20 protein-coding genes are annotated in these 23,862 nt (G+C 62.3%); 11 read left to right on the top strand and 9 right to left on the bottom strand.

Annotation, left to right across the window (positions count from 1 at the left end; translation table 11 throughout):
- The first annotated feature begins 90 nt into the window (after positions 1-90).
- From QWI75_RS04095 to QWI75_RS04075, 5 genes are all read left to right on the top strand, one after another.
- Positions 91-2,142: a TonB-dependent receptor plug domain-containing protein gene (locus QWI75_RS04095; RefSeq protein WP_289267417.1), complete on the top strand. Its 2,052-nt coding sequence runs from the start codon at positions 91-93 to the stop codon at positions 2,140-2,142.
- A gap of 89 nt (positions 2,143-2,231) precedes the next feature.
- The gene (locus tag QWI75_RS04090; protein ID WP_289267416.1) at positions 2,232-3,305 is read left to right on the top strand and encodes a hypothetical protein; all 1,074 of its coding nucleotides are present in this window, start codon (positions 2,232-2,234) and stop codon (positions 3,303-3,305) included.
- Positions 3,306-3,373: 68 nt separating this feature from the next.
- Positions 3,374-4,333 (top strand): hypothetical protein, encoded by a 960-nt coding sequence (locus tag QWI75_RS04085; RefSeq protein WP_289267415.1) that lies wholly within the window; start codon positions 3,374-3,376, stop codon positions 4,331-4,333.
- Between the two features lie 563 nt (positions 4,334-4,896).
- Positions 4,897-5,265, top strand: coding sequence for a hypothetical protein (locus tag QWI75_RS04080; RefSeq protein ID WP_289267414.1), 369 nt, complete (start codon positions 4,897-4,899; stop codon positions 5,263-5,265).
- A 531-nt stretch (positions 5,266-5,796) separates the two neighbouring features.
- The gene (locus QWI75_RS04075) at positions 5,797-7,743 is read left to right on the top strand and encodes a TonB-dependent receptor plug domain-containing protein (protein ID WP_289267413.1); all 1,947 of its coding nucleotides are present in this window, start codon (positions 5,797-5,799) and stop codon (positions 7,741-7,743) included.
- A 142-nt stretch (positions 7,744-7,885) separates the two neighbouring features.
- Here QWI75_RS04075 and QWI75_RS04070 read toward each other — a convergent pair whose 3' ends face one another.
- From QWI75_RS04070 to QWI75_RS04055, 4 genes are all read right to left on the bottom strand, one after another.
- A complete protein-coding gene (locus QWI75_RS04070; RefSeq protein WP_289267412.1) occupies positions 7,886-8,119 on the bottom strand; it encodes a type II toxin-antitoxin system HicA family toxin in 234 nt (77 codons plus the stop codon).
- Entirely contained in the window at positions 8,116-8,334 is a 219-nt protein-coding gene (locus QWI75_RS04065; RefSeq protein ID WP_289267411.1) for a type II toxin-antitoxin system HicB family antitoxin, read from the bottom strand. Before QWI75_RS04065 ends, QWI75_RS04070 begins: the two co-directional genes overlap by 4 nt.
- Before the next feature lie 139 nt (positions 8,335-8,473).
- Positions 8,474-8,896, bottom strand: a complete 423-nt coding sequence (locus QWI75_RS22650; protein WP_370693545.1) for a PIN domain-containing protein — start codon at positions 8,894-8,896, stop codon at positions 8,474-8,476.
- Positions 8,877-9,068 carry a hypothetical protein gene (locus tag QWI75_RS04055; RefSeq protein WP_289267409.1) on the bottom strand — a complete coding sequence of 64 codons (192 nt, stop codon included), beginning with the start codon at positions 9,066-9,068 and terminating at the stop codon, positions 8,877-8,879. The genes QWI75_RS22650 and QWI75_RS04055 overlap by 20 nt, the downstream gene beginning before the upstream one ends.
- 142 nt (positions 9,069-9,210) lie before the next feature.
- On the opposite strand from QWI75_RS04055, the gene QWI75_RS22645 reads away from it, so the two are divergent.
- From QWI75_RS22645 to QWI75_RS04045, 3 genes are all read left to right on the top strand, one after another.
- Complete coding sequence (locus QWI75_RS22645) at positions 9,211-9,585, top strand: four helix bundle protein (RefSeq protein ID WP_370693544.1); 375 nt, start codon at positions 9,211-9,213, stop codon at positions 9,583-9,585.
- Complete coding sequence (locus tag QWI75_RS04050; protein ID WP_289267408.1) at positions 9,582-11,165, top strand: PAS domain-containing response regulator; 1,584 nt, start codon at positions 9,582-9,584, stop codon at positions 11,163-11,165. Before QWI75_RS22645 ends, QWI75_RS04050 begins: the two co-directional genes overlap by 4 nt.
- 279 nt (positions 11,166-11,444) lie before the next feature.
- Positions 11,445-13,424, top strand: a complete 1,980-nt coding sequence (locus QWI75_RS04045; RefSeq protein WP_289267407.1) for a TonB-dependent receptor plug domain-containing protein — start codon at positions 11,445-11,447, stop codon at positions 13,422-13,424.
- A 178-nt stretch (positions 13,425-13,602) separates the two neighbouring features.
- On the opposite strand, the gene QWI75_RS04040 is transcribed toward QWI75_RS04045, so the two are convergent.
- Positions 13,603-13,962 carry a hypothetical protein gene (locus QWI75_RS04040; protein ID WP_289267406.1) on the bottom strand — a complete coding sequence of 120 codons (360 nt, stop codon included), beginning with the start codon at positions 13,960-13,962 and terminating at the stop codon, positions 13,603-13,605.
- A gap of 86 nt (positions 13,963-14,048) precedes the next feature.
- Between QWI75_RS04040 and QWI75_RS04035 the strand changes: the two genes are divergently transcribed.
- The 3 genes from QWI75_RS04035 (at position 14,049) to QWI75_RS04025 (ending at position 19,004) form a co-directional block, all read left to right on the top strand.
- Positions 14,049-15,632: a PAS domain S-box protein gene (locus QWI75_RS04035; protein ID WP_289267405.1), complete on the top strand. Its 1,584-nt coding sequence runs from the start codon at positions 14,049-14,051 to the stop codon at positions 15,630-15,632.
- A gap of 100 nt (positions 15,633-15,732) precedes the next feature.
- Positions 15,733-16,671 carry an ABC transporter substrate-binding protein gene (locus tag QWI75_RS04030; RefSeq protein WP_289267404.1) on the top strand — a complete coding sequence of 313 codons (939 nt, stop codon included), beginning with the start codon at positions 15,733-15,735 and terminating at the stop codon, positions 16,669-16,671.
- Positions 16,672-16,757: 86 nt separating this feature from the next.
- Positions 16,758-19,004, top strand: a complete 2,247-nt coding sequence (locus QWI75_RS04025) for a HAMP domain-containing sensor histidine kinase (RefSeq protein WP_289267403.1) — start codon at positions 16,758-16,760, stop codon at positions 19,002-19,004.
- A gap of 414 nt (positions 19,005-19,418) precedes the next feature.
- On the opposite strand, the gene QWI75_RS04020 is transcribed toward QWI75_RS04025, so the two are convergent.
- From QWI75_RS04020 to QWI75_RS04005, 4 genes are read right to left on the bottom strand one after another with little or no spacing between them, the layout of a single operon-like run.
- Positions 19,419-19,724 carry a HigA family addiction module antitoxin gene (locus QWI75_RS04020; RefSeq protein ID WP_289267402.1) on the bottom strand — a complete coding sequence of 102 codons (306 nt, stop codon included), beginning with the start codon at positions 19,722-19,724 and terminating at the stop codon, positions 19,419-19,421.
- Between the two features lie 55 nt (positions 19,725-19,779).
- Complete coding sequence (locus QWI75_RS04015) at positions 19,780-20,538, bottom strand: 2OG-Fe(II) oxygenase family protein (protein WP_289267401.1); 759 nt, start codon at positions 20,536-20,538, stop codon at positions 19,780-19,782.
- A gap of 29 nt (positions 20,539-20,567) precedes the next feature.
- On the bottom strand, positions 20,568-21,335 hold the full coding sequence (gene lolA / locus QWI75_RS04010) for an outer membrane lipoprotein periplasmic chaperone LolA (RefSeq protein ID WP_289267400.1): 768 nt from the start codon (positions 21,333-21,335) through the stop codon (positions 20,568-20,570).
- A 15-nt stretch (positions 21,336-21,350) separates the two neighbouring features.
- Complete coding sequence (locus QWI75_RS04005; protein WP_289267399.1) at positions 21,351-23,798, bottom strand: FtsK/SpoIIIE family DNA translocase; 2,448 nt, start codon at positions 23,796-23,798, stop codon at positions 21,351-21,353.
- Between the last annotated feature and the right edge of the window lie 64 nt (positions 23,799-23,862).

Genomic DNA, 23,862 nt, shown 5'->3' with positions numbered 1-23,862 from the left:
CGGGATAGAGCGTGCCTTCTGTTACGTAATTAGGTATACTACGCGCCGAAGATTGTGACTCCATACCGACTATCTCGCCCAGGACCAAGCGTGATCCTTCACTTGGCCTTGCTCGCCCTCCTTGTCCTCTTCGGGTTCGCTTCGCCGCTCCGCGCGTCAGCCCAATCGGACACGCCGTCCGGTTCCAGCCGGCACGATCTGCGCGCGGAAGAAGATACGCTGGGCATCGCCAAGGAGGAAGAGACGGTCGTCACGGCGAGCCGGCACGCCCAGCGGATCTCCGAGGCTCCCTCGAACGTCTATGTCATTACCGACGACGACATTCGGATGTCGGGCGCGATCGACCTGCCGACCGTGCTTCGGCGCGTGCCCGGCCTCGAAGTGATGCAGATGTCGGCCTCGGAATTCAACGTGAGCGCGCGGGGCAACAACCAGACGGTCGCGAACAAGATGCTGGTCTTGATCGACGGGCGCTCGATCTACTTGGACATCCAGGGCGCCCTGTTTTGGAAGGTGATTCCCATCACCCTGCCGGAGATCAAACGGATCGAGGTGCTCAAGGGCCCGGCCTCAGCCCTCTACGGGTTCAACGCGTTCGACGGCGTCATCAACATCATCACCAAGACGCCCCAGGAGATGAAGGGCACGACCCTGCAATTCGGCGGAGGCGAATACGGCACCATCACCGCCTCCGCCACGCAGGCCGGCTCGGTCGATAAGTTCGGCTACCGCCTGTCGGTGGGGCACGATCAGACCAACCAATGGCGCAATCGCGACGCCCTCTCCTTTCGCTCAGACCGGTTCAATGCGCTGACGGAGTACCGGCTCTCGCCCGAGTCCCGCGTGTTCCTCGAAGGGGGCCTGGTCGATGCCAACCGCAATGAAGGCCCCTTCACCAATACGGTCACCCCGTTGACGCCGGCGGTCGACGGCTTCGGCCGGGTCGGCTACGAACGAAAGAACTTCTTCGTGCGGGCCTTCTATCGCAAGTTCACGAGCGACAGCAACGTGTTGACCTTTCCCACCCTGGCCGCCTTTGGCCCAGGCGGCACCAGCAACCTCCGCGTGACGAGCCGCGACGGCAATCCGATCCGGTCGACCAAGGCGGATACGGTCGATATCGAAGCGCAGCACGCGCTGGAGTTCGGTTCCGTCGATCGGCTGACCTACGGGGTCAATTACCGCCACAATATGCTGTCCGATAATTGGATCGACCAATTCAGCCGGGAAGACCGGCTGGGCCTCTATGTCCAGAACGAATGGATGCCCACCAACCAGGTCACCCTGGTGACCGGGCTTCGCTATGATCTCCACACGGAGATTCCCGGCACGATCAGCCCCCGCGCGGCGCTCATCTATCGGCCGGCCGAAAACCACACGTTCCGCGCGGCCATCTCGCTGGCCTACCGGCAGCCGACCTTGACGGAAACGCACAACGACATCCTCCAGACCACGACCCTGTTCGGCGTGCCATGCCTTCCCTTCGCCGTGCCGCCGCCCTGCCCGCTGCCGATCAAGGGGTCGTCGAACCTCAGCCCCGAGCAAATCATTTCCTATGAGCTGGGCTACCAGGGCTGGTTCCTGCGACACCGGTTGCGCGCTCGCGCGGATGTCTTCTTCAACCACATTTCGGATTTGATCGAGCCGGAGACCAGAGGGAACACCGTTGTCTTCGTCAACAATCAGGGCGCCGCCGATATCTATGGCGGCGAACTCGGCCTTGAGTTCCGGGCCACCTCCTGGCTGTCGGGATTCGCCAACTACTCGATCCAGGAGATCGGCCAGTCAATCAACACCGAGATTCGCCGCGCCGCGCCCCGCTTCAAGTTCAACGCCGGCCTGCAGGGGGATTGGGAGAACGGGATCAACGGGGAAGTGGTCTATCACTATTACGGGTCTGCGACCTACCCGATTTCCACCGCCTTCAGCGACCTCTCCGGCCCCCCGCTGAATGTGCCCCTCTTGAATCCGATGGTGGGCAGCTACAGCCTGCTCAATATACGCGTCGGCTATCGATTCTGGAAGGACAGGGCAGAGGCGGCGGTCTCCGCGTTCAACGCCCTGAACGATCGGCATCAGGAACATCCGCTTGGGGAGACGATTGGGAGCCGCGTCATGGGCTGGCTGACACTCAGACTCTAAGTGCTGAGTGCTGAGTTTGGAGAGCCGTACTTAATCCCTCGCCTCCGTGGGGAGAGGAGGCGGTGAGAGGACGCCATATCAGAGAGACGATGAGGCGGCGCGCTTCCAACCTGACAGGTTTCGCAGCGACGGGCCTGCTGTTTCTTACTGCGATCGCCGGCGCACCGGCTTCCTGGGCGACCGGCGCGCCGCACGACCATGTCGTCCCCGCTCTCTCGCCGGCGGCACCGGTCTCGGTCGAAATCGAGCCGGATCGCATCACCATCACCTTCGGCCCGCTTGATCTGCCGACCGGCCATGACGGCGAATTGGCCGCTTCCCTGCCGCCGCATGTCTTCCAAGTGCCGCGCGATACGTTCCTGACCGGGTTCCACGCCTCCTTGTCCAAGACGGACGGCACCCCGCTGCCGCGGCACTACCTGCACCATCTGCTGCTGATCGATCCCAACAAGGAAAGCCCCGCCTGTCCCGGCGAAGTGTATTTTCTCGCCGGCGCGGGCCTGGAGATGTCGGACGCCCGGTTCCCCGAGGGCTACGGCGTCGAGATCAAGGCCGCCGATCGGTTGATGGCCGTCGTGGCCTTTTATCACGGGGCACCGGCCACGACGGGGGTCGTGGCGCGCTTCACGCTGTACCTGGCCTCGGCCGGCGCCGGCCTGACGCCGCTCCAGGTCTACCACATGGGCATCAACGTGGGCTGCTATCGCCAACTCGATCGGCGCGCGCCGGGAGAAACCGACGAAGGGTTGCCGCTCCCGCAGGGGCTGTCGGTCGTCACGGCCCCGGTAACCTTCAGGATGGACGGCTGCGTCAAATACGCCTACCCCCACGGGCACGACCATCTGGTGCTGTTCACGCTGGAGAACCGGACTTCCGGCCGGACGCTGCTCAGAACCGCCCCCCATACCACGAAGGACGGCACCTTGATCGGCTTTCCGCCAAGCCAGGTCTACAGCAGCGCACGAGGATTTTCCGTCTCCAAGGACGAGGCCTATGAGATGACGATGATCTCTCACCGTCCGCTTCATGACCGGATCCCGCGCTACGGCATGGCCAACTACATTCTGTACCTGACAGCCGGTCCCTGCGCCGAACCAGAACCGGATCAAGCCAATCGCACGGCCGCGCCCACTCACACTCCTTCGAGGCACACAGATCCATGAGCTGCCTGCCCGTCGGCAAATCGCGCCCGCACGGCTCTCTCGCCCTGAGCTTTGGCCTTGCAGTTCTCATGGCGCCGGCCGCCTTTGGGACCAACCCAAGCGCAGCCGACGATCACGCGACCCCTGACCTGCCGCAACTGTCGGCCCAGGTCCCAAGTTCCGTCGCCTGGCAGGACAGCCAGGTCACCGTGACGTTCGGCCCGCTCGATATCGGAGCGCACGCGCAAGGGCATGTCCCGGTCCCCGCCCATGTCTTCTCCGTGCCGACCGACCTCGTGATCGTCGGCTACCAGGCCTCGGTCGGCACATCGGACGGCCTGCCGTTGCCCAAACACTATCTCCACCACGTGTCGGTGCTGGATACCACGAGGCCCAGCACCTTCTGCAGGGGCGCGCCCTATTTGCTCGGGGGATCGGGCGTGGAAATGACGGAAGTTCGTTTTCCTCCCGGCCACGGCGTCGCGGTGGCGAAGGGCGCCAAACTGCTCGCGGTCGCGTCCTTCTACGACCATGTCGAGCCGAGACGGGGCGTCGTGATCCGTCTCACGCTGCACTTGGCTCCGGCCGGCGCTCCGGTGATCCCGATGGAGACGCACCACATCAGCGTCACGTCTGACTGCTACCTTCGTTTTGCCGAGGCGGGAACGGAGGAGACCGATGAAGGGTTGCGGCTCCCGCATGGCGTGACGACCCGCTCGACCGAGGTCTCGTTTCCCTTCGACGGCTGCGTGAAATTCGCCTATGCCCATGCCCACGACTACCTCGCCCTCATGTTCCTCGACAACCTCTCCTCACGGACGACGCTCTTGCGGACGGCCCCGGATCTGGATGAGGCGGGGAAGCTGCTCGGGTTTTCGGCGGAACAGGTCTTTTCCGACATCACTGGGTTCCCGATCAACCGGCGCGACCGCTACCGCCTGACCATGGTGTACCATCGGCCTCTTCACGATAGCCAGGAGCGGTACGGCATGGCCACCTACCTGCTCTATTTCACCCCTTCTCCCTGCCCGACAGCTTCCCCGAACTGACGGCCCTGCTGCTCGACAAGGGATCCACCGGCAGGCGCAAGGCCGCTCCTGTCTTCGTTTCACGGCACAGACAGCCGATCGATGTTATCCGAATGGATACAGTCGTGGATCGGTTTGGATACAGTCGGCGGTTCGCCCATCCGTCGGGATCTTCGTCCCTGACCAAGAGAGGGGGCAATCCCCTCAAACCGCGCAGGATTCCTCAAATTCCACTGGACGGGATTCGACAGGGAACCGGTTTCCCCATTGGCACAGGTGTTGCGACACCACCCGGACAAAGAATCCACCATCTGTCGACTCCCGGCGGAAGGGCATTCATTCCGTCACACCGAACGGTGGGAGAGAACAGGGGAAGGCTTATGGATTCCGAATTGGTGTTTCTCGGTCTATTGGCTGGAGTTGTCGGGTTGGTCTGGGTCCTGATGCTCTCGTTGTGGGAGGGGCGACCTCGAAAGGAACGAACCAAGACCCCGGTGGGTCTTCCATAGATCGGACGGGCTTCGACGCCGCCCGATCGACATGATCCACAACCATCATGAGGGCTTCTTTGGAGGGATCGATCGATGGAAAACACGCTCATGCAGGCCAGGGCTGACCAGTTCATGGCTTCCGGATCGACCGGAGCGGATTCAAGCGATGCGGCCTCGCCGGCCGAACCACGGCATTACCGGCGCGTGACGCTGAACCTGCCGGTTGACCTGTTGGATCAGTTGAGAAATACCGTCTATTGGACGCCCGGCGTGACCTTGACGGGATTGATCAAGACCGCGCTCTGCGAATCCCTCGCTCGGATGGAGCAACGGCATGGACGGCCCTATCCGCCGCGCCTGGGGGAACTCAAGTGCGGCAGACCTCGGAAGATGAAAGGCGGCTCCCGCCCCCTCTCGACCTTTCCCGTTCGCGAGGCGCAGTGGGAGCAGGTTGGACCTTGACCTCGACCTTGACCTGAGCCTCGATCAGCCAGCCTGATTTGGGGCGAATGGCTCCGATCCTTCCTTGGTCGAGACCCTCTGCATGAACCGGCGCGGGGTGTTTTTCCCCGCGCCGGCCTGAGCGTTCACAGGCTGACCGGTTCCCACCTTATCCAAATGTGAGAGGGCGTATCCGGCAACCGTATCCAGATGGATAAACGACTTGATGCGTGTTCTGATTTCCCCACCCGAAAGAGGTCCGGCCATTACTTCTAACCCGTTGTTATTATGACACTCTCTAGAATGACCTCTCTACCTGCCCCTTCTCGATTCGTAGCACGACTCTTGCCCTAGGAAAGCGCGCACGCGATAGCAGGATTGGACTGCTCTGGCCTCTGAGATCCGAGAGATTCCGGGCCACTGATGTAGGGCGGACGCATCCTGTACCACCTCCGCTTGATGATGGCTCGGAACGGGAATCGACAGGCCGGCGGGCGCAAGGAGACAGCCTCTCTGAGGTGGGCGTCCGCCGTGATCGCAGGAGTAGTCTCGATGGGCACTGCCGCTTCGGCTCTCGCAGGAGACGACCTGGCGCTCGTCAGCGAGGAGATGGCGCTCCTCAAAGACGATCGCGTCGTCACGCCCTTGCGGCGCATTGCCTCGATCGCCGACTCGCCCTCCAACGTGTACGTGCTGACCGACGAAGACATCCGCCATTCCGGCGCGACCGACATCCCCACGCTGTTGCGCCGCATCCCGGGCCTCGACGTCATGCAGACCACCGGCGCCGATTTCAACGTGAGCGTGCGGGGCGACAATCAAGTGTTGGCGAACAAGCTGCTCGTGTTGATCGACGGGCGATCGGTCTATGTGGACGTGCAGGGCACGATGTTTTGGAAATCCTTTCCGATCACCTTGCCCGAGATCAAGCGCATCGAAGTGGTCAAGGGGCCGATCGAAGCCCTCTACGGATTCAACGCGTTCGACGGCGTCATCCACATCATCACGAAATCGCCGGAGGAGATGCGGGGCACCACGGTACAGGTCGGCGCGGGCGAGCTGGGCACCGTGACCAGTGCCGCCGTGCATGCGGGCACGCAGGGCAAGTTCGGCTATCGCCTCTCCGTCGGAGAAGATCAAAACCAGCAATGGCGCAATCGGGACGGGCTGGCTGCGCGCACCTATCGGTTTAACCTGCACACGGCCTACGATCTCTCCTCCTCCGCGCGCCTCCTCGTCTCGGGCGGGTTGGCCGACTCGAACCGATTCGACGGCCCGCTTGCCGGCCAGGGCGCCAACATCCTCCAAACCGGCGTCTCGCTCCCCTACTCGCAGGTCGCTTACGAACAGGGCAACTTCACGATCCGCGCCTTCTGGAGCGGCTTCTACACCGACAGCCATGCCCTGTCTCATCCATCTCTCGACGGATTGACGCAGGTCCTGACCCGCGACGGGTCCACGTTGCTGGCCTTCACCGGCAATACCTACAACATCGAAGCCCAACATTCCATCAGCCTCTGGGATGCCCATGAGGTGACCTACGGCATCAACTACCGGCACAACTCCCTCTCGTGCAGTTGCACGGCGGCCTTCGGGCGGGAGGACCGGCTCGGGCTGTTCGTGCAAGACGAATGGCGCATCGCGCCGGCGCTGGTCGCGGTCGGCGGCCTGCGGTACGACCTGCACACCGAGATTCATCACACCGTGAGCCCCCGGTTGGCGCTGATCTATACGCTCGCGCCCGGCCAGACCCTGCGCGCGAACGTCTCGGTCGCCTATCGCCCCCCCACGCTGTTCGAGACGCAGGAGGACCTCCGGCGCATCTTTGCCGGCTCGACCGGTCTGCCCACCGTGACCCTGACGGGCAACCGCGGACTGAACCCGGAACAGATCGTGTCCTATGAAGTTGGCTACCAGGGCCGCTGGCGCCGAGTCACCCTGCAGAGCAGCCTGTTCTTCAACCACATCAGCGACCTTATCAACACGACGCCGCTCTCCCCCACCTTGCAACAGAATGCCAACGGGGGAGAGGCGGACATCTACGGCGCGGAAGCGGGTTTTGAGATACTCGCCGCGAGTTGGCTGAGCGCCTTCGCCAATGTCACCTATCAGGAGATCGGCCAGACGAACAGTCCGGCCTTTCAACGCGGCGCTCCTCGTCTCAAGTTCAATGCCGGGATGCGGGGCGATTGGGAGAACGGCTGGAACGGCGAAGTCGCCTGGCACCACGTGGGGGCTGCCACCTATCCAATCGGGTCCACCTTTCCGCTGTTGGTGCCGTTCGGCGGGCCGGTCGTGGATTCCAGGGTCGGCTCATACGACCTGCTGAACCTGCGCGGCGCCTACCGGTTCTGGCAACAACGGGCGGCGGCGGGCTATCGGCGGGAGGCCGAGGCGGCGGTGTCGGTCTTTAACGCCTTGAACGACAAGCACAAGGAACATCCGCTCGGCGATACGATCGGCAGCCGCGTGATGGGGTGGCTGACGGTGAGATTCTGAAAAGGAAGTTATGAATGAGGAATGTGAAATGAGGAATGGGGAATGAGAAATGATAAAGACTAAGTTAGGAGAGCCACTCTCCATGCCTCGCCGCTGCGAGGAGCGCGATCATGCGCGTCGTTATTTCGGCAGCGCCGATGCCTTAAAGATTGTCCAACTCGCGGCGAAACTGTTCCGGCGTGAGATCGATCTCTCGGAGAATCTCACGCACCAGAGGACGGGCCAAATCCTGGCTTGGGTGATGCGGCACGGTCGTCGTCCTGCCATCCGGATGACGGTAGAACACATGACTGCCTTTCTGTCTGACGCTTGCAAATCCCAATCGCAGAAGGATCTTTTCCATGGTCTTGCAGTCTACGATGGACAGTCTCGTCATCCAGCGACCTCGATCTGCTGCAAACCAACAAACCGGGGGAGTTCCTCTCCGCTTGCCCGATATTCCTCAAGACATAACTCCAGAACCTCTTTCAGATTCTTGTGGAGTTCATCCAGTGTTTTGCCCTGGGTATGTGCTCCCGAAATGCCCGGCACAAACCCCACATACATTTGTGTGTCCGGATCCCATTCCAAATACGCGGCAAACGTTCTCATAGACCACACCTCCACGTTGAAGCAAGGCCCCGCGAGCCGGACGATCACCATAGCAGAAACATGGGCATTTGTGGAGAGACCATGGGAATGCTGAGTGTGGAATGGAGAATGAGAAGTGATGAATGAGAGAGGAGCCAGGTTAGTCCCAGTAGACCAGATGGAAAGACAGATGGCGGTGGATAGCTTGAAAATCGGCCTTGTTACAGGTGATCACGGCCGCTCCGATGCTGCGAGCGGACAGCGCGATCAATACATCCATGGCCAAGTCGCGCACCTTGGAGCGGTCGTCGTGCTCGCGCTTCCTCATCACACTCAGAGTCTCAGCGGCCTGAAACCAATGACCTTCGGCGGGGGTGATGATCTGGCATCGATTCATCAAGTCCATCACGAACCGACGCTCAAGCTTCGATTGCGCTCCGCGAAGGAGTTCATGCAGCACGACCGCCGAGCATCGGACCACGAATGGAGACTGAAGAATCCGAAATGCGAAACGGCCGGTTCGGAAGTTCTCAATGTAAACGGAGGTGTCGAGAATGGCGAACTTAGGCGTGCTTGAAGGCATCCGGTTTCCCGACGCCGCTGTACCGTTGGATCACCCAATCGTGCGCCGCCTTTTCGGTGACCAGGTCCAAGGCTTTTTGAAGGGTTTCGCTCGTCGTCTTGGTGCCGAGGGCCTTCTTGGCTCGCTTCAACTGGGACGGATTCAGCCGAGCAGACACTTGAACAAGAGCCATCGTGAAACCTCCTGTCGGACAGAGTACAGAAGTTGTCGGACAGCGGTCAAGCGCTTGGAGAATGCCCCCTTCAACCTTCCCTTCTCCCCCGAGGGGAGAAGGCGGGATGAGGGGAGAATCGAAGACGAGTGCTGAGTGAGGAATGGGAAATGAGGGATGGGGAATGAGGAGTGAGGGAGAAGGCAAGAAGGATTGTCTCGCGAAAATGTCCATCGCCTTGAAAGAAGCGCGCGAGACCCATTATTGGTTGCGGCTTATCCAGGAATCCAACGCGATGGATGAACCGGACATCGACCGGCTGCCCCCGGCGTGCCAAGAACTGGTCGCACTCCTCAGCCGTATCACGTTGACGACGCGCCACAACCTCGGTTCACACAAGCGCGCTTCTTCTCCCAATGCTAAGAATTCCTCATTTCACATTTCTCATTCTGAATCGTCCGTTGAGCATTCCTCGTCTCCCATTTCGCATTCCACATTCCCCATTTCACATTCGAAGACCCGCGGAGGTTGCTCATGATTGTCGATGATCCGCTCCTGCCCCATCCGGCCGTGCTCATCGTGGACGACGACCCGGATATTGCCGCAGGCCTGATCGACCTGCTGGAACACGACGGCTACGAGGTTCAGTCGGTCCAGACAGGGCGCGAGGCCATCGCGCGCGTCTCCGAGCGGTCGTTCGCGGCGGTGTTGCTGGATCTCGGCCTGCCCGATTGCGACGGGTCTGAAGTGCTGACCGCGATCCTGTCGATGGTGCCGACCCTGCCGGTCATCGTGCTGACCGCCTATTCGACCCTTGAACGGTCGGTGGCCAGCCTGGGGCAGGGGGCCTTCGCGTTCCTGGCCAAACCCTACAATCGCGAGGAGCTGCGGTCGGTGCTGCGCCGGGCCGTCGGGGGCCGGACTCCGCCGCTTCGCGGGAGAACCCAGGATCAGGCCAGGACCGCCGAAGAAGAACGATTCCGATCGGTCGTGCAACAGGCCACCGACGCGATCATCCTGGCCAACGCGCGGGGCATCATCCTGTCGTGCAATCCGGCCGCCCAACGGCTGTTCGGCCGGACGGAACCGCAAATGACGGGACAGCCCCTCACGATGCTGATGCCGGCCCGCTATCGGGAGGCCCATCAACGGGGCCTGGATCGGTTCGCCGCCAGCGGGGAATCCCGCATCCTCGGCAAGACGGTGGAAATGCACGCGCTCAGGCAAGACGAGAGCGAATTTCCGATCGAGCTCACGCTCACCACCTGGACCAGCCAACAGGGCACGTTCTTCTGCGGGATCATCCGGGACATCACCTTGCGGAAACGGGCCGAAGAGGCGCTCCAACTCAGCGAAGAACGATACCGGGTCCTGTATGACGACAACCCCTCGATGTACTTCACGGTCGATCCCGAAGGCCTGGTGCAATCCGTCAACCGGTTCGGCGCGGACCAACTCGGGTATGCGGTCTCCGAGCTGATCGGCCAGCCGGTCTTCACGGTCGTGCATGAAGAGGACCGCGCCTCGATCCGGCGTCATCTCGCCTCCTGCCTGGCCCTGGACGGACACGTGCTGACCTGGGAATTCCGCAAGGTCCGGAAGGACGGCACCGTCATATGGGTGAAGGAACGCGCGCGCGTCGTCCGGGACCATGCGGACCGGCCGCTCATCATGATCGTCTGCGAAGACATCAGCGAGCGCAAACAGGCCCAGGATGCGCTGCACCATCGCGAACAGGGCCTGCACCTGTTGCTCGACAAGGTGCCTGGCATCCTCTGGACCACCGACCGGGACCTGCGCTTCACCTCCTCGCTGGGCACCGGCCTGACGTTGCTCCGCCATCGGCCCAACGAGGTGGTGGGGACGACCCTGTACGACTACTTCGACAGCCGGGACGACAGCTTCCCGGCGATCGCCGCGCACCGGCGCGCCATTGCCGGCGAATCCATCACCTACGAGCAGGACTGGATGGGCCTCACGTTCCACACGCATGTGGAGCCCCTCCGGAACGACGCCGGGCAGATCATCGGCACGATCGGGATCGCGATCGAACGGACGCCCTATCAGCGCAAGCCGGCGCCCGACCAGACGCGCGAAGGGCGGTTGGAATCGACATGAGATCGAAGAGATCGGCAAGGAAGCCGTCGCGGGCGAGCGGACATCCGTCAGTCGTCATTCGTCAGGCGGAGAGGACTGGCAAGTCTTCGCACCCCCTCCCCTGCATCATTCCACGATTGACGACTGACGTTTGACGCAGACGACGAGACCATGAGGTGATCACCCGTCGCATCCCAAGAGCCACGGCGGCAGGTTGGCCGACTTGTTCAACCGCCTGGGCGACGGGTGGCGGACCGGATCAGGGGAGCAGGCGTGGCGCCTCACGCCATAGAAGGTCGTATGTTCGTAACCTGGTTGCTGATCATGTGTCTCATCGGGATTCTCGTGATGGATTCACCGGCCGGCGCAGCCGAGTCTCAAGAGACCAAGGACCTGTTTGCGTTCATGGGCGAAGAGCAGAACCCGGAATTGTTTCAGATGGGCGAATTGGTGCCCTCAACCGAGCAGACGTTGGGGCCGACCTCGCAGGTCTTTGAGGTGACGGCCCAGGATATTCTCGACCAGAACGCCCGGAGCGTGGCCGACGCCTTGCGATTCGTGCCCGGGCTGTTCCTGTCGGTCGGAGGCGGCAAAAATCCCTCCTCAGCCGTCATCCGCGGCCTGACCGTGCGGCAGACCATCGTGTTCATCGACGGACGCCCGGTCTACGATCCGTTCTTCGGGGACGTCGATTTGAACAATTTGCCGATCGACAACGTCGACAAGATCAAGGTCGTGAAGGGCCCGGTGGACGCCGCCTACGGTCCCAACGCCATCGGCAGCGTCATCAACATCGTCACCAAGCGCGGCACCGCCGTGCCGACGACCAGGCTCACGGCCTCCTATGAAAGCCACAACACTCAGGACTATTGGCTGCAACATGGGGGCAGGAAGGGCGGCTTCAATTACTTTCTCGCCGGGAGCTATCGCCGGAGCAACGGCTTTCCCCTGTCCTCGGATTTTCAACCGACGCCCGTGCAGCCGAATGACTTTCGGGAAAACTCAGCCTATGAAAAGGGGAACATTTCCCTGAACCTCGGATACGATTTCTCCAAGACCAGCCGGATTGCCTTCCAAGCCGGCTATTACAGTGCGGACCTCGAAAACCCGGTGAACATCAACCTGCAAAGCGGCGGGCGATTGGGCGGGGGGTTGAACTTCACCAATTTCCCGACCTGGAAACGGCAATATCTGGATCTTTATGGAACGACCCGGCTGTTCGACCGGCTGGAATTGCGGGGCAACGTCTATTACGACCGTTTCAGCAACGACCTGGTCTTCTATCCGAACCAGTTGTTCTCCCAATACACCGACATCAGCCGAGACCGGAACGACGTCTACGGCACCAATCTTCAAGCGGCCTATGACCTGACCAAGCAGGTCCGGTTCAAGGCCGGCACGTTCCTGAAGCAGGACCGCCATCAACGGGAAGGGGTGAATCCCGCGTTTACGGAAGATCAGGAGTCATTCACGACGGACTTCTTCGCCGAGGCGGAATATGCCCCAGTCTCGAACCTGCTGTTCACCGCCGGCCTCAACTACGACATGCTGTACGTCCAGCGGCGCACGATCGATTCGGTCAACCCGCGGGGGTCCGTCGTCTACCAGCCGTTCACCAGCACAAGACTCCATGCCGCCATCGGCGACAAGAGCCGCCTGCCCCGGCTCCTGAACGTCTTCAGCGGGATCGGCAACCCGGAACTGAAACCGGAACGGAACTTTGCCGTCGAGGCGGGAGCGGACCAGTATTTCTGGGGCGACCGGGTGCAGGTCAGCGTCACGTGGTTCCGCAACGACCTTCGCGATGTCATCGGCTTCGTCCGGCTGCCCGGCAACGTGACCCAAGACCAGAACCTCACGTCCCTGCTCAGCCAGGGTATCGAGACCGGAGTGACGGCCAGGCTGGTCAAGGGCCTGTCGATGTCGGCGGACTACACCTACACGAACATTGATTTCGAGAGCCGCGGCCAGGCGCCGGGCACCACCTATTACCATCAGGTCAACTCCCGGCTGATCTATCAGGCTCCGTTCGGCCTCAGCGGCTTTCTGCAACTGTCCTATATCGACGGCTCGCCGTTCACCAATGCGGATTTTTCGCCGGGCCGCTTGCCGACCTACACCAACTTTTTCCTGCTGAACGGGAAGCTCATGTACGAGGTCCGAAAAGGCCTCAAGCCCTATCTTGCATTCGAAAACCTGTTGGATTCCGACTATGCGCGGAATCCCGGCTTCCCCGAGCCGGGACGGCGCATCTTCATCGGGCTGCATGCGAGCTTTTGAAGTAGAGGAGCATTCCATGAGGCGTTTCGCCGGCGGCGGTTCAAACGAAGAAGGGTTCGGAGAAAGGCGATAGACATCACTGGCGGCGCGTCTCGGCGGGCGTCGTTTCGATAAATCGATGAAGAGCCCGCCGTTCAACCAAAGGTTGGTATGGCCGGCGGTTCAAGCGAAGCTTGGATCAGAAGGTACGAATCGCTGGAGGTTTTTCTCCGCTGGCCGCAATTACGATACGACGATAAAGAGGCCCGCGGTTCAAGCGAAGCTTGGTATAGAGGGGCTTCGCCCGATGAGCCGCCGGGTCTAGCAAGCTTGGTATGGAGAACAGCGCGAGAAGGATCACGAGAGGTATTTCTCCGGCGGCGTCAATGAAGAGGGGCTTCGCCCGATGAGCCGCCGGGTCTAGCAAGCTTGGTATGAAGAACAGCGCGAGAAGGATCACGAGAGGTATTTCTCCGGCGGCGTCAATGAAGAGGGGCTTCGCCCGATGAGCCGCCGGGTCTAGCAAGCTTGGTATGAAGAACAGCGCGAGAAGGATCACGAGAGGTATTTCTCCGGCGGCGTCAATGAAGAGGGGCTTCGCCCGATGAGCCGCCGGGTCTAGCAAGCTTGGTATGGAGGGAAGCCATGATTACATCCACGTCCGATTGCTCCATTCTGATCGTCGACGACGATCCCGACATCGGCTTCACATTGCAGGAGCTGCTGGAACACGACGGGTACAAGGTCGAGTTCGTCGGCACCGGCACCGAAGCCCTGTCTCAGACGCAGGATCGCCACTATAACGCGGTCATTCTCGACCTCGGCCTGCCCGATCTGGACGGCCTCTCCGTGCTGGAGTCGCTTCAACGGATGGACCCGACGCTGCCGGTGATCATCCTCACCGCCTTCACCAATTCCGAGCGGACGATCGGATCCCTGATGCAGGGGGCCTTCGCCTACTTGACCAAACCCTATAACCGGGATGAGCTGCGCGCGACATTGCGCCGGGCTGTGGGCGTCCAGGCGCTGGCGGTCAAGGCGCGGCAGGTCGAGCATGCGCTCAACGAAAGCGAGGAGCGGTTCCGCGCGATCGTCCAGTCGGCGTCGGACGCGATCGTGGTCGCCGATCAGGAGGGGATGATCGTCTCCTGCAACAAGTCGGCCGCCGAGCTGTTCGGCTACGGGGAGGCAGACCTCGCGGGTCGGCCATTGACGGTGCTCATGCCGGCCCGCTACCGTGACGCCCACGCCGCCGGCCTGTTGCGGCTGCAACAGACCGGCCAGAGCCGTTTGATCGGCAGACCCATCGAGCTCCATGGCCTGAAGCGCGACGGCGCCGAGTTTCCCCTTGAGCTCTCGTTGGCGACCTGGACCAGCGCCGGCGGCCGGTTCTTCAGCGGGATCATCCGCGACATCACGGAACGCAAACGGGCCGAAGAGGCCCTGCGCATCAGCGAAGAGCGGCTGGAGCTGGCCATCAACGGATCGAACCTCGGCCTCTGGGACGGCCATCCCCGCCCGGGGCAACCTTGGTCGTCGCCCGACACGCCGGTCTGGTGGTCGCCGCGCCTGAAAGCCCTGCTCGGCTATGGAGAGCAGGAATTTCCGGACGTGCTGGAAAGCTGGACGTCGCGGCTCCATCCGGATGATAAGGAGATGGTGTTCGAAGCCCTCTCCGCCCACATCAACGGCGGGCGCCCCTATGACGTGGAATACCGGCTGCGCACGAAGCGAGGCGAATACCGCTGGTTTCGATCGCGGGGCCAGGCCATCTGGGACAGCCAGGGGCGGTTCGTGCGGATGGCCGGAACGTTGCAGTGCGTGAACGACCGCAAGCGGGCCGAGGAGGCCTTGCGCGAAAGCGAGGAAATGTTTCGCCAATTGGCGGAACACATCCGCGAGGTCTTTTGGCTGTCGGACCCCGAGAAGACGCGCATCCTCTACGTCAGCCCGGCCTATGAAACGATTTGGGGTCGGTCCTGCGGCAGCCTCTACGCCTACCCCGGCTCTTGGATGGATTCGATTCATCCGGACGATCAGTCCCGCGTGCGGGAAGCGGCGCTGACGAAGCAGGTCCCCGGGCGCTATGACGAGACCTATCGCATCATCCGTCCGGACGGATCGATCCGGGTGATCCGAGACCGGGCCTTTCCCATTCTCAATCGCGACGGTCGCGTCTATCGGGTGGCGGGATTGGCCGAAGACATCACCGAACGGACCCGCGAATGAGGAGCCTCGATTCACAAGGGCAGGCCTGTTGCCGTGACCCACTGCGGGAATCTCTACCCGCGTGGGTCCGTCCCGCTGCTCCGGAAAGGCCGGCCCTGCCGTGAACCGATGGCGTCCCGCCCCATGGCCGCTGGTCCTGGCGCTCTCCTTCGCCTGGCTGGTGTCTCTCCATTCCGTGGGCGAGAGCGAGGCCACTGAGATCGCCATCCTCAAATCCTCCGACCTGTCGGCCTATAATCAGGCCGTCGAAGGCTTCCGCTCCACCGCCACGAACGACAACCTCACTCTCCGCGAATACGATCTGGAAGGAGACCTGGAACGGGGGCGCAAGCTGGCGCGCCGCATCCGCGCCTCCGACGCCTCGCTCGTGCTGGCCGTGGGCGTGAAGGCCGCGCTCGCTGCCAAGCTCGAAGTCCTCGATGTCCCGGTCGTCTATTGTCTGGTGCTCGACCCCGACAAATACGACCTCTCCGCGCCGAACCTCTCCGGCATCTCGCTCGAAGTCCCGCCGGCCCAGCAATTCGCCACGATGAAAACGATCCTGCCGAAGCTCAAACGGGTGGGCGTTCTGTACGACCCCGGCAAGACCGCTCGGCTGCTGCAGGAGGCGACCGCTGTCGCGAAACAGCAGGGAATCGAGCTGCTGGCCCAGCCGATTTCCTCCGAGCGCGAGATTCCTCCGATGCTGCGCACCCTGCTTCCGCTGGTCGATGCCCTCTGGCTGGTCCCTGATACGACCGTGCTGAGCGAGGAGTCCCTGCCGTTCATCCTCCAGGAGAGTTTGGACGCCAACCGGTCGGTCTTCGGCTTTTCGTCGGAGTTCGTGAAGCGGGGCGCGCTCCTTGGCCTGTCCGTGAACTACCGCGACATCGGCAAACAAGCGGCGCGGCTGTCCAAGCGCATTCTGGACCGGCAGGTCGTGCCGCCCGTCAAAACGGTCCCCGATCACTTTAATCTGGCCCTCAACCTCAAGACCGCTCGCTTCCTCGGCCTCGACATTCCTCCCGAGATCGAGCGACGCGCGGACGAGCGCTATTAGAGGATGCCATGACGTCGCCCCGATCACAGATCCCTGCTGCAGGCCCCGGCCTCCCCGGACGCTTCCTCAGCCTGAGGACGCGGTTCGTGGTCTTTTTCAGCTTGATCATCATTGTCACCTGCTCGGGGTTGAGCTGGTATTTTCTCTACAACAAACAGGCCACGATGACGCAGCAACTGACCAACATCGGGAGGATTCTCGTCAAGAACCTGACCTTCAATCCCCGGGTGCGCTTCGCCATCGCCACCGAGGACCTGCTGACGCTGACCGAATTCGCGGACGTCGCGCTCGCCGTGGAAGACGTCGTCTACGTCGTGATTTCCGATTCGGAGGGCAAACCGCTCGTCGCCAAGACCAAAGGCGCGTTCACCGACGGCACGCATCGGGTCCGATCGCCCAAGACGCCGCTCTATCCCGATCCCACGCTGGCGCCCCGTCTGCTTCAAACCTCCACCACGGAGCCGATCCTTTCCTATATGGCCGCTCGGGAAGGGAGCGACCCGCAGGTTCGCGTGGCGGAACGGGGCAATCCGCTGTGGCCCTCGGCCGTCGGCGGCGAAGGCGTCTATGACTTGGCGCTCCCGGTGACCAAGCCGGCCGATCGCGACCTCTTGCTCGAGGGGCCGTCGCTCGAAAGCCAGGAGACCCTGGCGCCGCCCCGGAAGGGCGCCGAGACCTCGCCGAGGATCTATGGGCTCATCCAAGTCGGGCTGTCGGAATCGCGCCTGAGCCAGGCCCTGATGGAGGCCGTCCGCACCTCCGCCTTGCTCACGATGCTCATCATTCTCGGCGGCATCGCCGGCACCATCCTGCTGACGAATCGGATCATCACCCCGCTGCGGTCGCTGGCCGTCATCGCTCGGCGGATCAGCGGCGGGGATCTGTCGGCCACCGTCCAGCCCACCACGGACGATGAAGTCGGCGAACTCACCACGACGTTCAACAGCATGACCCAGTCGCTGAAGGACCGCGATCAAGCCATCTCCAGAAACCTGGAAACGATCTCCCGGCAGGTCCGGCAATTGACGACGTTGAACCAGGCCGGCGCCGTCATCACCTCGACGCTGGAACTGGACCGGCTGCTGAGCACGGTGCTCCAGTTGCTGACGGACAATCTGGGCTTCGCCCGCATGGCGCTCTTTTTCTACGACCAAGAAAGCGGCCACGCGCGGCTGGTCCGGGTCTCCGGTATCCCGGAGGATATTGTTCGGCTTTGGGGTCAGATCGACATTCCGGTCCGGGACCAGGATACCCTGGGCGCAGAGACCTTGATCCGAGGCAAACCGCTACTGGTCCAGGATCTCGAAGCTGTGTCTGAGCGCGTGTATCCGCCTGCGCTCGACATCATGAGGCGGATCCAGGTCCGGTCGTTCGTCATGGCGCCGCTTCGGACGCAACAGCGCATTCTCGGGTACCTGGCCGGCGACCGGGGCGACTCCCGCTGCACCCAGGAGGATCTCGACCTGTTGACCACGGTCGCGAGCCATGTGGCCGTCGCCATCGACAACGCCAGGACCTATCATCAGTTGGAAAACTTGACCGAGAGTTTGGAGCACCGCGTTCGTGAACGGACGCAAGAGCTGCTCGCCGCCAATGAACGGTTGAGGGAACTGGACAAGCTTCGATCCGCGTTCGTGTCGATCGTCTCCCACGAACTGCGCACCCCCATGACGGCGATCCGCGGCTACGTCGACAACATGCTCGACGGGTTGACCGGCCCCCTGACCGACAAGCAGAGCCATTACCTCAACCGGGTGAAGTTCAACGCCGATCGGCTCACCCATATGATCGCGGAGCTGCTTGACCTCTCCCGAATCGAGGCGGGCCGCGTCGAAGTGCATTGGAGTTCCGTCAACCTGACCGAACTGGTCGAGGAGGTCGTGGACGATCTCCGCCGCCCGGCTTCGGAGAAGGGCATCGCGATCGAAACCCGCTCGGTCGGATCGACGCTCGTCGTCAGGGCCGATCGCGACAAGTTGGGACAGATCCTGACGAACCTGGTCGGCAACGCCTCCAAGTTCACGCCGCGCGGAGGTCGGATTACGGTCGAGACCTCTTTGGTGGAACCGGAGCAGGTGCAGATCTCCGTCACCGACACCGGCTGCGGCATCCCGCCGGACGAGCTGCCGAAGGTGTTCGAGCGGTTTTTCCGAGGAGGAGCCGTCCCGCCGGAGGCGCGCGGAGCCGGCTTGGGGTTGTCGATCGTCAAATCCCTGGTCGAGTTGCACCGGGGGCGCGTCTCGGTCGAAAGTCGCGTCGGGGAGGGCACGACCTTCTTCGTGACGTTGCCGATCAATCAGCCGGATCAGCCGCGGCCCGGCGGAACGGCGTAGCAGCGACGCGGCAAGCGTCAAACGTCATTCGTCAATGGTCATTGGTCAATAGGCAGCCGTCACTGGTCATTCAAGGGAGGAGACCGGCTTGAACTCTGTTCCGCTGCGATTGACGGATGACGAGTGACGACGAGACGGGATCGACCAGCGCCCTCTCCTCTCCCACCGGGAGAGGAGAGGGTGAGGGGGATGCCGCCCTAGCCCACATTATTCATGACCGCTTCTACTGCAACCGCCGATACGCCGCTGCGACAAGCTTGCCTGCCAGGTTCCTGCAGCCAAGCGGGCAGGCTCGTCGCTCGGTCGGTCGACATACTGTTTCAAGTATGCCTTCCTCCCTCGCGGCTCCGCGTGCCCGTCTCGCCTGGCATCTTGGCGGTTTCGTCACGAACCGTCATGAATAATGTGGGCTAGCTAGGCCGCCGGCGTAGTTTCCCGCGGCTCGATACGAGGAATGTTCAAGCCGGCCGCGCGCTTGGCGGCATGGGCCAGATCGTAGTCGAGCTGAAGGCCAAGCCAGACTTCGGGACTGGCGCCGAACGCTTTGGAAAGGCGGATGGCCATTTCCGGCGAAACCCCGGCCCGCTCGTTGACAAGATTGTTAAGGGCCTGCCGCGTGACGCGCAAGTGCTTCGCGGCGGCGGTCACGGTCAGGTTCAGAGGCTCGATGCACTCCTGCCGGATGATGCGGCCAGGATGCGGGGGGTTCTTCATGCGCATGGTTTCATCCTCCATCAGCGGCGTTGAGATCCGTCTGAGAGTCGATATAAGCCTGTCAGGAGGAGGCGGGGCGTCGGGGTAGAAACGCCTTCAAGCCGAAATAGGCCACGGCGTCCTTGAGGTTGGAGTAGAGCCGCTTGACCGGATTCATGTCGGGGTTCGTGACATATTCCATGGTAAGGACGATCCGTTCTTCCCCCTCGGCCAACGGCGTGACGGCGTGCCAGAGCCGGTCGCCGTTGAAGATGACCAGATCGCCGGGGCCGGTCGCGAGTCGCATTTCGTCGCTGGTTTTTGCCGGGTCCTTCTTGTGGAGTTGGCAGACCAGCCGGCAATGTTCCGACCGGTCGACGAGCCCCATCAAAATGGTATAGCGCGCGCCCTTGTAGTAGGACGTGTCGTAGTGGTACCCGATGTGATCCCCCGCTTCCGTGTAATAGTAGAGGGCGCAGGAATGAGGATCGCTGTCCGGACACAACATCAGCTTTGCCCCGACCAGACGGTTCAGGAATTCGAGGAAGGCTGGCGATCGATAGAGTTCGAGGAAGCGCGGGGCCCGGTCGATGACCTGAAAATAGCTGACGCTGCCGCCCTTCTTATGCCCCGGAACATAGTTGCGGTTGACCAAGGGCTTGACCGTCTGCGCCTGCGGCACCAGATACTGCTCCACGATTTCACGCGGCAGAAATTCCTTGATGAAGAGGAACTCGCCCTGCCGCCAGTAGGTCTGCCGCAGTTCGTCAAAATCCAGTGAACGAATGGCCTGTTCGATCTCGGCTCCGAGATCCGCTTTCAGGGTGTCAGCTAATTTCATATTGGCTCGCTGATGGTTGAGGGCGCCGTTCACGGAGCGCGAAAACTCGGCGCCCGCACCACCTCGGTGCCGGCCGGCGCCGTGAAGTCGAAAAGCCCATCCTGCAATCCCGTGTTCGGCTTCACGGAGGAAAACTCAAAGGTCGCCACATTGCCGCTCAATTCGTGCAGGGTCAGGCTCTTGATATAGTGGGTCTTGGGGTCCGCCTCCAGCACGATCTGCTGGAAGGGTCGCGCCGCCTGCTGGTCCTTCGTCTTGGGAGTCAGCACCACCAGCGGAAGCCCGCCGGCGCCGCGCGCATGATTCGGCGCGGGCGCCACGTTGAACTCCTCGTCGATCTTGCCGATTCCTTGGAGCAACTGGAGCGGCGCCTGCGAGGCGGCCATCTGCGTCAGCTTGCCGATCAGCACCTGGCTGTGCTCCGGCACGTACATCTTGACGTCGTCCTGGTTGACGTAAATCTCCTCGCGGTTCGGCTCGACGTAGTCCCACCGCAACCGGCCGGGACGCTTCAAAAACAAGCGGCCGGATGACGTGATGGGTGTCGCAAACCCCTCGACCCTGGTCTTCTGCGCGAAGTCCGCCTGCAAGTCCTTGGTCTGCTCGTAACGGGCCTGTATTTTCTTGACGACGGCTTTGATCTCCTGAACCGCCTTGTCCTCTTGAGCCGGGCTCGGGCCGCTTAGCAGGCCTTGGCCAAGCAGGACGAGTGACAACGTGCATAGAACGATGACCATCCGCCGGCTGCGATCCTGTCGCCTCTGCTCCTTCGTTCGATTCGACCCCGACGCCATCATGACTCTCCGTGCAGCCTATTCTCCATGTGCCTGCCCGACCGGGCCGCGCCGGCCCAACACTTCCCGGCGGCCGTCGCGGCCCGCCGCCCCGACAATCCCCTCCGCCTCCATCTGCTCGACCATGCGCGCCGCCCGCGGATAGCCGACCCGCAAACGCCGTTGAATGAGCGAGGCCGAAGCCTGGCCTGTCGAGAGGACCAGTTCCTTGGCCTGTTCATACACTTCGTCCTTGGCTTCCTCTTCCGCCGCTTCCTCCTGGCGCTGGAATTGCTCCGAGCTCGTGTAACTCGGGGCTGCCTGTTTCTTGACCACGGCCACAACGCGCCGCACGTCTTCGTCCGCCACGAACGACCCATGGATGCGCATCAACCGTCCGGTCCCCGAGGCCATATATAACATGTCTCCCCGGCCGAGCAGGGCTTCGGCTCCGTTGGCATCCAGGATGGTCCGCGAATCGGTCTTGGAGGCGACCTGAAAGGCGATGCGGGCGGGGAAGTTGGCCTTGATCAACCCGGTCAGCACATCCACCGAGGGACGTTGCGTGGCCAGCACCAAATGAATCCCGGCGGCGCGGGCCATTTGCGCCAGGCGGGCGATCTTCTCCTCCACGTCCTTCGGGGCCACCATCATCAGGTCGGCCAACTCATCGATCATCACGACGATGTAGGGCAAGGGAGCGGGCGGCGTCTTGGGTTGAGGACCGAGCTCTCCGGTCGGCAGGGGAGGCTGGTCGCTCTCTCCAGCGGAAAGCCGCTCCTCTTCCGACAAGAAGATCGGCAATTCCGGCTGCTCGGGAGCGCCCTTGTCCGGTTCGCCCGCGGTTCCCCCCTGCTCCTTGTGGACCCAACGATTGTACCCTTCGATGTTGCGCACCCCCGCTTCCGCCAGCAGCTTATAACGGCGTTCCATTTCCTGGACGACCCAGCCCAGTCCTCGAGCCGCCGACTTGGGATCGGTAATGACGGGCCGCAGCAGATGGGGAATCCCGTCGTAGGTCTGCAACTCCAACATCTTCGGATCGATCAACAGCAGCTTGACCTCATCCGGCCGGGCGTTGAACAGGATGCTGAGCAGCATCGTATTCAAGCTGACGCTCTTGCCCGCGCCGGTCGCGCCCGCCACCAGCACGTGGGGCATGGTCCGCAGGTCCGCCGCCACCGGCGTGCCGAAGATATCCTTCCCCAGCGCCATCGTCAGCTTGGAGCGGGAGCGGGTGACCGCCTCGCTCATGATCACTTCCTTGAACGACACGGTTTCGCGCTGGCGGTTGGGCACCTCGATGCCGACCACCGATTTGCCCGGCAGGGGCGCCACGATCCGGAGGCTCATCGCCTTCATGGCCAAGGCCAAGTCATCGGCCAGATTCACGATCCGTGAGACTTTCACGCCCGGCGCCGGTTCGTACTCATACATCGTCACGACCGGACCGGGGTGGACTTCCGTCACTTTGCCCTCGATCCCGAAGCTCAGGAGTGCCTTGGCCAAGACCTCCGACTGGGCCTTGAGTTCCTGATCCGTCATCCGAGCTGTTTGCTGCGGCGGATCGTCGAGCAACTCACGAGGATCGGGAAGACGATAATCCGACCGCACGGCGCTCGGCGCCGGTTGCGGCGGCTCGATAGGTTCCTCGATCGGAGCGGGCTGGACGGTTCTGACCACCGGCGCCTGCAGTGACGGGTCGAATGCCTCTTCGTCCTCTTCCTGATCAAACTCCTCTTCGGTTGGAGCAGAGCTGTCGGCCGTCGAGCGATTGATCTTGGGCGGCTTCGTTCTGGCCCGCCGGTTTCGCTTGTTCCGCTGCTCAAGGCGCTCTTCCAACCAGTCGCGGAGGGCCGACTGGACCTCCTGCCCCAGCTCCATCCAACCGGACAATCGGTCCATCATATGGGCGAGCGAGGTGGAGGTGGAGAGCAGCAGCGTCACTAACAGGATGGAAAACAGGATGATGTGGGCGCCCGTGCTGGCAAAATAGGCCGTGAGGAACGAGGCAAGCCCCTGGCCGATGACCCCGCCGCTGAGCCCCCGCTGGACGACGCCGCCGACCAGCGTCGGAATGCCGGGCAGCTCCAAATGCAGAAAGCCGCTGAGGGAGACCAGCGCCACGGTGGAATAGAGCGCGGTCTTCAGCGGCACGGTCACGTTATCCTGCATGAAACAACGGATGCCGACATGGATCAGGAACAGGGGCAGCACGTAGGCGCCCGCCCCGATCAGCCAAAACAGGGCCGAGGCCGTCGCCGCGCCGACCGTGCCGATCAAATTCTTGCTGGGAGACGCCGCAGAGGGACCCGCGGAGGTGCCATTGTTCGGCGGTCTGTCACCTGGGATATACGACAGGAGACTGAGGAGCAGCAGCAGACCGAGCGTGATCAGAACAACGGCAACGATCTCGCGCCGGATATGTGAAGGAGGAGTTCCAACTCTGCGGGCGTCACCGCGTCTCGCCGTGGTGGATGCACCCATACGCGCGGATCGTAGCATAGGGGTATCGCCATTTCAAACAAACCGCGGCGCGCCACGCACGGTC

Source organism: Nitrospira tepida (genome assembly GCF_947241125.1).
GTDB lineage: Bacteria > Nitrospirota > Nitrospiria > Nitrospirales > Nitrospiraceae > Nitrospira_G > Nitrospira_G tepida.
This window is presented reverse-complemented; position numbering and strand designations above follow the sequence as displayed.